General features: G+C 73.1%; 4 protein-coding genes. All 4 read left to right on the forward strand.

The window, feature by feature from the left end; genetic code table 11:
- The first annotated feature begins 206 nt into the window (after positions 1–206).
- From BN159_RS29105 to BN159_RS29120, 4 genes are read left to right on the forward strand one after another with little or no spacing between them, the layout of a single operon-like run.
- Entirely contained in the window at positions 207–1,490 is a 1,284-nt protein-coding gene (locus tag BN159_RS29105; RefSeq protein WP_015660592.1) for an MFS transporter, read from the forward strand.
- Complete coding sequence (locus BN159_RS29110) at positions 1,450–11,685, forward strand: hybrid non-ribosomal peptide synthetase/type I polyketide synthase (protein WP_015660593.1); 10,236 nt, start codon at positions 1,450–1,452, stop codon at positions 11,683–11,685. The genes BN159_RS29105 and BN159_RS29110 overlap by 41 nt, the downstream gene beginning before the upstream one ends.
- Before the next feature lie 4 nt (positions 11,686–11,689).
- Positions 11,690–12,376, forward strand: a complete 687-nt coding sequence (locus tag BN159_RS29115; protein ID WP_041819985.1) for a response regulator transcription factor — start codon at positions 11,690–11,692, stop codon at positions 12,374–12,376.
- On the forward strand, positions 12,336–13,604 hold the full coding sequence (locus BN159_RS29120; RefSeq protein ID WP_197541379.1) for a sensor histidine kinase: 1,269 nt from the start codon (positions 12,336–12,338) through the stop codon (positions 13,602–13,604). Before BN159_RS29115 ends, BN159_RS29120 begins: the two co-directional genes overlap by 41 nt.
- Positions 13,605–13,717 lie beyond the last annotated feature (113 nt).

Here is a 13,717-nt window from a genome sequence, read left to right on the forward strand (position 1 = left end):
TGTTCTCTCTGTTCTTGTCGGTGGATCCGGATGTCACCTACATGGTATAGGCCATCAAGATCCTCATGGCTGTATATAAGCCATCCTGTCGCTACATCGACATTTGGGAATAGCGCTCTGACCTGCGAAAACGCCGCCTCTATGTGGAATGGAACATTCCGCGGCGAGGGGGGCCTGACCTTCGGATTGGCCGATATGCTCGCTCGATGTTCCGGTTTCGGCTGCTCGTGACCTCATATGCCGTGTCCGCCTACGGCAATTACCTCAATCTCATCGCATTGAGCCTTTTCTCCTACGAAGTCACGGGCACCGCCTTCGGTATCGGGGCCGTGATGGCGCTACGGCTGCTCGCCGGGGTCGTGGCCGGGCCCATAGCCGGAGCGGTCGGCGCGCGGGTCGGGCGGCGTGGCGTGATGATCGGCGCCGATGCCGCGCAGGCCACCGCCATGGCCGTGCTTGCGGTGTGCGGGGCGCGGACGCCGTTATGGGTGCTCGGGTGTGTCGTCGTGGTGCTGGGGGCCGGGAACACCTTCTTCAGTGTCGCGCTGCGCAGCGCCGTGCCCGTCATGGTCGGGCAGGAGGGGCGCGCGCACGCCAACGGGCTGTTGGTCACCGCTCGTTCCCTCGCCACCGTCCTCGGGTTCGCCTCCGCCGCGCCCGTCATCGCCTACGGCGGATACGGCACCGCGTTCGCCGTCAACGCCGCCAGCTTCGTGGTGTCCGGGGCGGCCCTGCTGGTGCTGCGCCCGCGCACCGAGGAGGAGTCCTCGGGAGAGTCCACGGAGCCCGTCGAGCCGGGCGGGTTCACGCGGGCCTGGGCCGGGGTGCCCGCGCTGGTGCTCGGGCTCGTCGCGCTGCGCGGTACGGACGCTCTGGCCTCCTCCTCGCACAACGTCGCCCTTCCCGTCGTGGCCGAGATCGCCGAGGCGTCGGATCCCGCGCTGTACATGAGCCGGTTCTGGGCCGCCTGGGCGGTCGGTACCGTGCTCGCCCACCAGGTGCTCAAGCGCGGTGGGAAAGCCCGCGGCGAGCGGGCCTTCGCGCTCGGTACCTGCGCGATGTCCTGCTCCTTCGTTCTCGCCTTCACCGGACTGCCCGCCGTGGCGCTGATGGTGGCCGCCGCCGCTGCCGGGTTCGCCGACGGCTGGACCGAGATCGTCTACACCTCCCGCCTCCAGGCCACCGGGGACCGGGAACGCGGGCGCCTCTTCGGGCTGTCCGCCACCGCGGAACAGGCCGGCTTCGCGCTGGGGACCGTCGTGGCCGCCGCCGCCCTGGAGTCGCTGTCCCCGCTGACCGTCGTCGCGCTCTTCCACGGAGTCGCCGTGTGCGGGGCCCTGGCCCTGCTGCTCGCCTCCCGCGCGGGACGCGTCGACCGGAAGACCACCGGCCTGAGCTACACGAGAGACGAACCGATGTGCACGGCACCGACAGAGGAAGAGGGGACGCATGGAACGCGTACGGGGGACGGCCGTCTGCCAGGGGCCTGAGCCGGAGTGGGACGCCTCGGATCCACGGGACGCGGCGGCGGCGCTGCTGCGGGCGGCGGAGACCGCGCCCGGCGCCGGGGTCGTCACCGTCGCCGCCGATGGGTCCACCAGCCGCCTCACCTACCCCGAACTTCTCCTGCGCGCCCGGCTGTTGCTCGGCGGCCTGCGTGAGCGCGGAGTGGGCCGCGGGGACTTCGTCGTGCTGTGCGGGCTGCCGCTCGCCGACTTCTTCCCCGCCTTCTGGGCCTGCGTCCTGGGCGGCATCCAGCCCGTCGCCATCGCCGACCCGCCCCTCGCGGGCTCGCCCGCGCACGAACGCCTGCGGCACGCCTGCGCGTTGTTGGGCGACCCGCTCGTCCTCACGGACGTGCACGAGCTTCCGGACGCCACGCCCGCCCACGAGTTCGCCGAGCCCCACGGGTCCGACGTCGCCCTGCTGATGCTCTCCTCCGGCAGCACCGGCGCGCCCAAGGCCGCGCGGCTGACGCATGCGGGGCTGGCGGACTTCGCCGCGAGCAGTCGGCGGATCCTGGACGTGCGGCCCGACGACACCATGGTCAACTGGCTCCCCGTCGACCACAGCGGGGCGTTCCTGCTCTACCACCTGCTCGCCGTCTTCACCGGCTGCACCAACGTCCACGCACCGACCGAACGGGTACTGGCCGACCCGCTGCGCTGGCTCGACCTCATGCACGAGCACCGGGCGCAGCACGGATGGGCGCCGACGTTCGCGTACCGGCTGGTCGCGGATGCGCTGGAGGAGCGTGAATCGCCCGACAGAACATGGGACTTGAGCAGTCTCAAGACCCTCGTCTGCGGGGGTGAGCAGATCACGCTCCCCGTTATGCGTGACTTCCTCGACGCGACGCATGGCCTCGGTGTCCGCGAGGGGCACATCGTCCCGGCCTGGGGCATGGCGGAGACCGTCACCGGCGTCACCTACGGCCGACTCGACCGGCCGGGCACGGTCCATCGGCTGCTCAAGAGCAGCCTCGGCGGCGACCTCCTGCGCGCCGACGCCTCGACGCCCGACGACGAGACCGTCACCTTCGTCGCGGCCGGGGCGCCCGCGCACGGTGTCACCCTGCGCATCGTCGACGACCGCGGCGACCTCGCCCCGGACGGTCGCATCGGCCGACTCCAGGTCCACTCGCCCGCCCGCCTCACCCCCGGTTACGTCGACGACCCGGAGGCCGACGCCGCGGCCTTCCCCGCTGGACGGGACTGGCTGGACACCGGCGACCTGGCCTTCCTCGACGCCGGTCAGGTCGTCATCACCGGCCGCCGCAAGGACCTGATCATCCTCAACGGGCACAACGTGTACGCCCATGAGGTGGAGGAGGCGGTGAGTGCCGTCCCCGGGATCCGGCAGGGCGAGGTGGCCGCCTGCGGCATCCCGCATCCGGTGCGCGGGACCGAGGAGCTGGCGGTGTTCTTCGTCGGCCGGGGCGGCGAGGAGGATGTGCGGATCGGGCGGGAGGTGCGGGCGGCCCTGTACACGCGGCTACGGCTCACCGCCGCCCATGTGGTGCCCGTTCCGGCGCGGGACTTCCCGAGGACGCCTGCGGGGAAGGTGCGGCGAGGCGAGCTGCGGGAACGGTTCATCGCGGGGACGGAGGCCGCCACGCGGCCCGACGCGGACGCCGTCATGCGAGCCGTACGGGAGGAACTCGCCGCCCTCCTCGACCGCCCGGCCGACGCGCACACCCCGTTCTACGAACTCGGCCTGACCTCCGTTCTCGTCGTACGGCTGCGCGCGCGGCTGGAGGGGCGGCTCGGGGTGCGGATCCCGCAGACGGTCTTCTTCGAGCATCCCACTGCCGCCGCGCTGGCGGCGCATCTCGGGGCGGGCCCCGGGACGGACGTACGCCCGGAGACGCCACCCAAGTCCGGTGCCGCCGACGACCGCCGTATCGCCGTCGTCGGGATGGCCCTGCGCTTCCCCGGCGCGGACACCATCGACGGGTTCTGGGCCAATCTGCGCGACGGCGTCGACAGTGTCCGGGTCTTCGGGGAGGTCGGACCCGAACGGGTGCCGGTCGCCGGAGTCCTGGACGGGGCCGAGGAGTTCGACGCCGAGTTCTTCGGGATGAGCCTCAAGGAGACCCGGCTCACCCATCCCGCGCACCGGCTGTTCCTGGAGTGCTGCCACCGGGCGCTGGAGGACGGCGGCTACGCGGCGGCCGAACCCGGCACCAGGATCGGCGTGTTCGCGGGCTCGGGCATGAATCTCTACGACCACCAGCAGGCCACGGAGGCGGCTTCGGCCGTGGACCCCGCCACCGGTATGCAGCGCGCCATGGGCGCCCAGCCGGACTTCCTCGCCACCCGCGTCGCCTACCGGCTCGGGCTCACCGGACCGGCGATCGGCGTGCAGACCGCCTGCTCCACCTCGCTGGTCGCCGTCCACCTCGCCGTGCAGGCCCTGCTGAACGGGGAGACCGAGCTGGCGCTCGCCGGGGCCGCGGCCGTGCATCTGCCGCAGGAGAGCGGCTACCGCACCCACCCCGGCTCCGTCCTCTCGCCCAGCGGCCGGTGCCGGGCCTTCGACGCGGACGCCGACGGCACGGTCGGTGGCAACGGCGTCGCCGCCGTGCTGCTCAAACGCCTCGACCGGGCCCTCGCCGACGGCGACACCGTGCACGCCGTCATCCTCGGCTCGGCCGTCAACAACGACGGCGCGGGCAAGGTCGGTTTCACCGCCCCCGGCGTCACCGGGCAGGTGGAGGTCGTACGGCAGGCCCTGCGCAGGGCGGACGTCGCCCCCGAGACGATCTCCTACGTCGAGGCCCACGGCACCGGCACCCGGCTCGGCGATCCCGTGGAGTTCGCGGCGCTCGGCCGGGCCCTCGGGGGCACTGCTTCCTGCGCCGTCGGCTCGGTCAAGCCGAACATCGGTCACCTGGACAGCTGCGCGGGCATGGCGGGGCTGATCAAGACGGTGCTCATGCTTCGGCACCGCATGCTGGTCCCCACGCTGAATCTGAACCGGCCCAACCCCGAACTGCGGCTCGATGACAGTCCGTTGAGCCTCGCGGCCGAGCTGCGTCCCTGGCCCGCCCCGGAAGGCACTCCCCGCCGGGCGGGCGTCAGCGCCCTCGGGGTCGGCGGCACCAACGCGCATGTCGTACTGGAGGAGGCGCCCCCACGGGCGTCGGGTCCCGGTCGCGAACTTCCGGTCCTGGTACCGGTGTCGGCGACCGACGAGAAGGCGCTCGCCGAGTTCACCGACTCGGTCGCAGACCATCTGCGGCGGCAGCCGGAGCCGGCGGCCACCGATGTGGCGGCGACCCTGGCCCTCGGCCGCCCGCATCGCGCCTTCCGTGCGACCGCGGTGGGGCGTACGGCGGCGGAGGTCGCGCGGTCACTGACCGAACGGGCGCCGGTGCGGGACGCGTTGGGCCCGGTTGGCTTCGCCTTCGCTTTCGCCGGGCAGGGCAGCGCGCGCCGGGGCATGGCGAGCGGGCTGTACGCCGCCCATCCCGTCGCCCGGCGGGTCCTCGACCAGTGTCCGGACGACGTGCTGCCCCTCCTGCTGGAGGAGAAGCCCACCGACCAGGTCTGGCCCACGGACACCGCGCAAGCTGCCCTCTTCGCCCACCAAGTGGCGCTCGCCGAGGTGTGGCGGGCCACCGGGATCGAGCCCGCGCTGCTGTTCGGGCACAGCGTGGGTGAGTACGCGGCGCTGTGTGTCGCCGGGGCGATCGACGTGGCGGACGGACTGCGGCTCACCGCCCTGCGCGGGCGGCTGATGCACACGCTCAGCCCGGTGGGCGGCATGCTCGCCGTGCGGGCGGAGCGCGAGGAGGCGGAGCGGGTGGCGCGGGCGGCCGGGGCGGAGCTCGCCGCCGTCAACGGTCCGCGCTCGCAGGTGATCTCGGGGGCGCCGGAGGCATTGGAGGCTGCGGCCCGGCTGTTGGACGCCGAGGGGCTGCGCTGGCGGGCGCTGTCGGTGGACCGGGCCTTTCACTCCGCCGCCGTGGAGGAGGCGTTGCGGGAGTTCCGGTCGGGGGCCGAGCAGGTGACGTACCGACCGCTGCGCACTCCGCTGGTCACCACGGCCGACGGGGAGGCGCGGCCCGAGGGATGGACCGTCGACGTCGACTATCTGCTCCGGCAGGCCCGGCGGCCGGTCCGGTTCGACCTCGCCATGGCCACGGCCGTCGAACGCGGGCACCTCGACTTCGTCGAGATCGGCGCGGGGGACACGCTCACCGGTTTGGGCCTGCACTGCGTTCCGAACAGCCGTTGGCTGAGCGGACAGGGCGGGGGAGCGGGAGCCGTGGAGCAGGCCGGCGGGGTGCTGGCGGGGCTGGGGGCGGCGTACGAGCGGGGTGCGGAACTGGACTGGCGGGCGATCACGTCGGACGGCGGGCGCATCCCGCTGCCGGGACATCCGCTGCGGGCGAGCCGGATCGAGGGGGAGGCTCCCGTCGTGGTCGGGGTGAATGGTGAAGTACTCGATGGCATAAGGGAGTTGGCAGCCGAGGCGCTCGGTAGTCCGGTCGCCGACATCACTGCCGACCGCTCCTTCTTCGAGCTGGGCGCGGACTCCCTCGCGTTGATGGGGATGACGACGCAGTTGGAGAAGCGGTACGGCGTGCGCGTGCCGGTGCGTGAGCTGTTCGACTCCGCCGATACGCCGAGGAAGCTGGCGGAGCGGATCGGGGGAGGGGGGCGAACGGCACCCCAGCCGGAGCCGCAGCCGGAGTCTCAGCCTCAGCCGGTTCCTGAGGAGCCGCCTTCGAACCTGCGCGACCTCTTCGGTCAGCAGCTGAAACCGGCCCAGCAACTGGCTGACCAAGTCACCGGAGTGATCAACCGTCAGCTCGACATACTGGCCACCCCACAGGCACCGGAACCGCAGCCCGCGAAACCGGTCGTCGAGCAATCCCCCTACACCCCCACCACCGGCCCCGACTTCAGCCTCTATTTCTTCGGCGACTACCCCGAGAACACCGCCCACGACAAGTACGGCCTCATCATGGACGCGGCCGAGTTCGCGGACCGTCAGGGCTTCCACGGGCTCTGGTTCCCCGAGCGGCACTTCGACTCCTTCGGCGCACTCTTCCCCAACCCTTCCGTCCTGGCCGCCGCCCTCGCCGCGCGGACCAGCAGGATCCGGCTGAACGCCGGTTCGGTGGTGCTGCCGTTGCACCATCCCGTGCGGGTCGCCGAGGAGTGGTCGGTCGTCGACAACATCTCCGGCGGCCGGGCGGGCCTGTGCGTGGCGAGCGGCTGGCACGCCGCAGACTTCGCGCTCGCGCCGGAGAACTACGGGCGGCACCGCGAGGTGATGTACGAACGGCTGGAGACGGTACGGCAGTTGTGGTCGGGCCAGGCGGTCCCGGTGACCGCGGGTGACGGCGCCGAGATCGACGTACGGCTGCACCCCCGCCCGATTCAGGCCGAACTGCCCCTGTACGCGGCCGTGGTGGGCAACCCGGACAGCTACCGCAGGGCCGCCGCCGAAGGGATCGGGGTCGTCACCAACCTGATGACGCAGACCGTCGAGCAGCTCGCGGAGAACATCGCCCTCTACCGGCGTACCCGGGCCGAGCACGGTCTCGATCCGGCGGCCGGGCGGGTCGTGGTGCTGGTGCACACCTATCTCGACGAGGACGGCGAGCGGGCTCGTGCGGAGGCGTACCGGCCGTTCGTGTCGTATCTGCGCTCCTCGCTCGCCCTCTTCGACCAGGTCACCAACAGCCTGGGTTTCGACGTCGATCTGGCGAACACCCCTGAGGAAGATGTGGAGTTTCTGCTCGGGCGGGCCTATGAGCGCTACTGCGCCTCCCGCGCGCTGATCGGTGACGAGCGCACGGCCGCCGAGGCGGTGGGCCGGCTGGTGGCGGCCGGTGCCGATGAGATCGCCTGCTTCGTGGACTTCGGGGTGTCGAGGGAGAAGGTGCTGGCCGGGCTGCCGGTGCTGGACAGGGTCCGACGGCACCCGTACGCATCGGAGGCGGCCCCGGCACGCCGCCGGATGCCCCTGTCTCCCGCCCAGCGCCGCATCTGGTTCCTCGAACGGCTGCACCCGGGCACCACCATGTACTGCGAGCCGAAGGCGATCCGCCTCGACGGCCCCCTCGACCTGCCCGCCCTGCGCGAGGCGCTGCGACGGGTGGCCGACCGGCACCCCGCCCTGCGCACGGTGTTCGGGGAGGCCGACGGGGTGCCCTACCAGGAGATACGCCCCGACGTCCGCCTGGACTGCCCGGTCGACGACCACAGCGGCGTGAGCGAGGAGGAGGCGCTGCGAGCCGTCCTCGCCACCCATGCCCGCGGCGGCATGGATCTCACCGCAGGCCCCCTCGTCACCGCCCGCCTGCTGCGGCTCTCGCCGGAACGCCATCTGCTCTTCCTGCTGGCCCACCACATCGTCTTCGACTCCTCCTCGACGACCGTTCTCGCCCGCGACCTGGCCGCCTACTACCGCGGCGAGGAGCCCCCGCCGCTGTCCGAACCGCCCACCCCCGACAGCCCCGAGCCCGCCGAACTCGCCGCCTCCCTGGACCACTGGCGCCGCGAGCTGGCCGACGCCCCCGAGCTCACCCTCCCCACCGACCGCCCCCGCCCGCCCGTCAGAACCGGCGAGGGCGCGAGCCTGACCCACCCAATCGACGCCCAACTCATCAGCGAACTAAGGACGTTCGCAGCGGGCCACCGAACCACCCTCTTCATGGCACTCACCGGCGCCATCGGCGCGGTCCTCGGCCGGTACAGCGGGCAGCGCGAGGTAGTGCTGGGCACCGCGGTCGCCGCCCGGCCCCTGGGCGCCGAGGACCAGGTCGGCCTCTTCCTCGACACCGTCCCGCTCCGCGTCGACCTCGACGGCGAACCGGACTTCCCGACGCTGCTGCGCCGCGTGCGCGACGGCAGCACGACGGCGTACGAGCACCGGCGCGTCCCCTTCGACGAGCTGGTCGGCGCGCTCAACCCGCACCGCGACCCGGGCCGCAATCCGCTCTTCCAGGTCATGGTCGAGTACGAGAACGAAGGCGCCGTCGACTTCGACCCGCCCCGCCTCACCGCCACCCTGCTCGACGTGCCCAGCGAGCGCGCCCCCTTCGACCTCAGCGTCTATCTGACCCACCACGCGGACGGACTGCGCTTCATGGTCGAGTACGACACGGCGCTCTTCGACGAGCCGACCGTGCGGCGCCTGGTGGCCGACGTCGAGCAGGTGCTGCGCCGCGCCCTGGACACCCCCACCGCCCCGCTCACCGACCTCACGGCCCCCGACCGGACCGCCCTGGCCCGGCTCGGACGCCTGGACGAGCCCGCACCGGCCGCCGGGGACACCCTGCACGGCCTGGTCGAGGGGCAGGCACCGGATGCCGTGGCTCTCGTCACCGATGAACAACGGGTCTCCTACGGCGAGTTGGAGGCATCCGCCAACCGGCTCGCCCACCTCCTGCGCGGCCGGGGCGCCGGGCGCGGGGAGCGCGTGGCAGTGCTGCTGCCGCGAGGACCCGAGCTGATCACGGCCCTGTTGGGTGTCCTGAAGAGCGGTGCCGCCTACCTGCCGCTCGACCCGTCCACGCCCACCCCGCGTCTGGCCGCCCTGCTCGCCGACGCGGGCCCGCTCCTCCTGCTGACCTCAGCCGCCTTGCAAGCCCGGCACCCCGGCCTCGACACCGAGACGCACCTCATGGAGGACACGGACGCCGGTCTGCCGTCCGAACCACCAGTCGTCGACGTACGCCCCGAGGACCCCGCGTACTGCATCTACACCTCGGGCTCGACCGGCCGCCCCAAGGGAGTCGTCGTCCCGCACCGGGGCCCCGCCAACCTGGTCCGCGCCCACCTCGCCGCGCACCCGCCCCTGCGCACCCTCCAGTGGACCTCGCCCTCCTTCGACGTGAGCGTGCAGGAGATCTTCACGACGCTGGCTTCCGGGGCGGAACTGGTCCTGATCGACGACGAGTTGAGGTACGACCCGGCCGCCGTGGCGGAGTCGGCGCGGAGGCACGAGGTGCAGCGGATGTTCATGCCGTGCACGCCGCTCCGGTATCTGATGGAGGCCGGGCCCCGGCTGCCCGCGCTGCGCGAGCTGTTCTCCGCGGGCGAGGCGCTCCAGCTCACCGACGCCTTCCGCCGCTTCCTCGCCGGGCACCCCGAGTGCGTGCTGTACAACCAGTACGGGCCGACGGAGACGTCCGTCATCGTCACCTCGCAGCGCGTCGACCCCGACGGCGAGACCCTGCCGCCCATCGGCACGCCGATCCCGGGCGCACGCATACTGCTGCGGGATCCGGCCGGGCGAACGGTCCCGGTCGGGGCCGTCGGGGAGATCCACGTAGGGGGAGTCCCGGTCGCCGACGGCTATCTGAACCGGCCCGAGGAGACCGCCGCGGCCTTCGTGGACGGCGGCGCCCTGTACCGCACCGGGGACTTGGCGCGCTGGCGCTCCGACGGCGCGCTCCAGTACTGCGGACGCGTCGACGACCAGGTCAAGATCCGTGGGCATCGGGTCGAACCGGCCGAGGCGCAGGCGGTGTTGGCCGCGCTGCCCGGGGTGCGGGACGCGGCGGTCGTAGCGCGTCGGGACCGGCACGGGGAGAGTGAGCTGGTGGCTTACGTCGTCGGGGGTGATCCGGCACCGCTGCGGGCCGCCCTCGCCGCCGAAGTGCCGGAGCATCTGGTGCCCGGGCGGTGGGTGGCCGTGGAACGGCTGCCGGTGAACGCCTCCGGGAAGCTGGACCGGGCCCGGCTGCCCGAACCCGGTGGACCGGCTTCGCCGGCCGAGGCGGAGCCCGGCACCCCGCTGGAGAAGGCCCTGCACGAGCTGTGGTGCGAGGAGTTGGGCGTGGCGCGGGTGTCGGTAACCCGCCCGTTCTTCGAGCTGGGCGGCCACTCGCTCGGCGCGATCCGGTTGCTGCACCGGATGGCGGAGGAGCTGGCCGTCGAGGTGTCGATGGCCGACTTCTTCCGGGCGCCGACGATCAGAGGCATCGCCGCGCGAGCCGCAGGCGGACGCGTGGCGGCGACCGTGCCGCTGACCTCGTCCCTGCGCAGGCTCTGGCGCCGGCACCATGAACGCACGGATCCTGCCGTCTACAACATCGCCCACCGCATCGACCTGCACGGGGAGTTGGACGTCGAGCGGCTGCGCGGTGCGCTGACCGAGCTGGTGCGACGGCACGACGCCTTGCGCGGCAGGTGTACCGAACGGGTGCTGGAGGTGCTGGCGGAGGTGCCGGTCGAGGTCCCGGTGGAGGACGTCGTCGACGCCGACCGGTGGTGCGAGGAGCACGCCCGGATGCCCTTCGCGCTGGACCGCGCCCCGCTGTTCCGCTTCCGCCTGGCCCGGCTCGCCGAGGACCGCTGGATCCTGCTGACGGTGTTCCACCACGCGGTCTGCGACGGCTGGTCGCTGGGAGTCTTGAGGGAGGAGCTGGGTGCCCTGTACGCGGGCACCGAACTCCCGCCCGCCTCCGCCCAGTTCACCGACTTCGCGCGTGATGAACAGGGGCTGACCCCCGAACGCAGGGCCGAACTGGACCGCTACTGGCGGACCGAACTCACCGGCGTCCCCCTGCGATTGCCGCTGCCCTACGACCACCCCCGCCCGCCGGCCCTCTCCGGCCGGGGCGCGCTGCACACCTGGACCATCGACGGCGAGACCCCGGACCGGATCGCCGCCACGGCCGCCCGTCTGGGCGTGACGCCGTACGCCGTGCTGGCCTCGGCGTTCGCACTGTGGGCGGGCCGACTGTGCGGGAACACCGGGGACGTCGTACTCGCCGCGTCCAGCGCGAACCGCACCCGACGCGACCGGTCCGGCACGGTCGGGCTGCTCGGGGACGCGGTGCTGATACGAGCGCGCCGGACCGAGAACTTCGAGGACCTGGTGACCCAGCTGGCCGAGAGCCTGTTCACCGCCCTCGACCACCAGGAGCTGCCGCTGACCGAGGTCGTGGACCTGGTGGAACCGGGTCCGGAGCTGTTCCCGACCGTCCTGTTCACGGTGGTCACCACCCCACCCCCGGTCCTGGAACTGCCGTCACTGCGGACGCGTGTGACGAGCCTGCCCATGCCGGGCGTGGCACGCAACGAGCTGTACGTGGTGCTGGTGCCCGGGGAGGAGGGGATCGAGGTCACCTTCGAGTACTCGACGGACCTGTTCACCGCGGCGACCGTCGAAGGATGGGCGCGGACCTTCACCGCTGTCCTGGAAGAGCTAGCGTGAGTACGTGCGCGTGCTGGTCGTCGAGGACGAGGAGCGGTTCGCGGCCGGGCTCAGGGACGGGCTGGAGGCCGAGGGCTTCGCCGTCGACGTCGCGCTCGACGGCGTGGACGGGCTGTGGCTGGCCCGCGAGCACGCCTACGACGCCATCGTCCTCGACATCATGCTGCCCCGCCTCAACGGCTACCGCGTCTGCCGGGAGCTGCGCGGCGCCGGGGACTGGACCCCGATCCTCATGCTCACCGCCAAGGAGGGCGAGTGGGACGAGATCGAGGGCCTGGACACCGGCGCCGACGACTACCTGACCAAGCCGGTCTCCTACGGCGTGCTCCTGGCCCGCCTGCGCGCCCTGCTGCGCCGCGACGCCCACCAGCGGCCCGCCGTGCTCACCGCCGGTGACCTGCGTCTTGACCCGGCGACCCGGACGGTCAGCCGGGCCGGACGGGACATCGAGGTGACCGCGCGGGAGCTGGCGGTGCTGGAGTTCCTGCTGCGCCGGGCGGGCGAGGCGGTCGCCAAGCGGACCATCCTCGATCAGGTGTGGGGCGACGACTTCGAGGGCGACCCGAACATCGTCGAGGTGTATGTGCGGCGGCTGCGCAACAAGGTCGACCGGCCCTTCGGCCGGCGGTCGCTGGTGACGGTCCGGGGGCATGGCTACCGGCTGGTGCGGGATGACCCCGGGGACCGGTGAGCAGGCCCGGCGGCAACTGCGGGCCGTGCGGGTGCGGGCCACGGTCATCGCCGTGCTGGCGGTGGCGCTCGCGCTGGTCGCCGGGGGTGTCGCCCTGGTCCTGGGGCTGCGCACCGAGCTGAGCAACGACGTCCGGGACGCGGCCCGGGACCGGGCCGGTGAGGTGGCCCGGGTGATCGAGGCGGGCCGGGGCGTGCCGACGCTGGCCGTGTCCGCCGACGACGAGGAGTTCCTCCAGGTCGTGGCCGCGGACGGGACGGTGGTGGCGGCCAGCGACAACGTCGAGGGCCGCCCGGCGCTCGCCCGGCCGGCGCCCGGCGGCAGTACGACGGTGGAGACCGGCCTGGACGAGGACGCGTTCCTGGTCGTCGCGGTCGGCGCGCGGGACGGTGACCGCGAGCTGACGGTGCTGGACGGCCGGGCGCCCTCGGGGGTGGCCGAGGCGACGGGGACGGTGACCCGGCTGCTGCTGATCGGTGTGCCGGTGCTGCTGGTGCTCGCGGCCGCCGCGACCTGGGCGGCCGTGGGGCGGGCGCTGGGGCGGGTGGCCCGCGCCGAGGCCGCCCAGCGCCGCTTCGTCTCGGACGCCTCCCACGAACTGCGCTCACCGGTCGCGACGGTCCGCCAGCACGCCGAGGTCGCGCTCGCGCACCCCGCGCGGGCGGACGCCGCCGCGCTGGCCGGGACGGTGCGGGAGGAGGCCGTACGGATGCAGCGGCTGGTCGACGACCTGCTGCTCCTCGCCCGCGCCGACGAGAGCGCGCTCGCCGCGACCCGGCGCCCCGTCGACGTCGACGACCTGGTCCTGGAGGAGGTACGGCGCCTGCGCGCGAACGCCACGAACCTGACCGTCGACAGCACGGGCGTCGCCGCGGCCCGGGTGACCGGCGACTCCGACGCACTGCGGCGCCTGGTCCGCAACCTCGGCGAGAACGCGGCCCGCCATGCCCGTACACGCGTGACGTTCGCCCTGACGGACACGGGGGACGGGCAGGTGCGGCTGACCGTGGAGGACGACGGCCCGGGTGTCCCGCCCGCCGACCGGAAGCGGATCTTCGAACGCTTTGTACGGCTGGACGAGTCCCGGGGGCGCGGAGCGGGCGGGGCCGGCCTCGGCCTCGCGATCGTGGCGGAGGTGGCGGCGGCGCACCGGGGGCGGGCGGAGGCCGGGGCGGGCGCGTCCGGCGGGGCGAGGTTCGTGGTGACGCTGCCGTCGGCGGGGGAGTGAGCGGCCCGGCGCACCGCTCAGGTTTCCTGACAGGGCGTTCAGGGGCGTTCAGCAGGCGTTCAGCGGGTGTGCGGGAGGCTCTGTCGTAGGGGACCGGACCTGAGGAGGCCGCC

The sequence above is a fragment of the Streptomyces davaonensis JCM 4913 genome, assembly GCF_000349325.1.
GTDB classification, from domain to species: domain Bacteria; phylum Actinomycetota; class Actinomycetes; order Streptomycetales; family Streptomycetaceae; genus Streptomyces; species Streptomyces davaonensis.

What these genes read in the sequence shown, in the direction of transcription:
- BN159_RS29110 (WP_015660593.1), top strand. Translation starts at nt 1,450, where the DNA reads ATGGAACGCGTACGGGGGACGGCCGTCTGCCAGGGGCCTGAGCCGGAG.
- BN159_RS29105 (WP_015660592.1), top strand. Translation starts at nt 207, where the DNA reads ATGTTCCGGTTTCGGCTGCTCGTGACCTCATATGCCGTGTCCGCCTAC.
- BN159_RS29120 (WP_197541379.1), top strand. Translation starts at nt 12,336, where the DNA reads ATGGCTACCGGCTGGTGCGGGATGACCCCGGGGACCGGTGAGCAGGCC.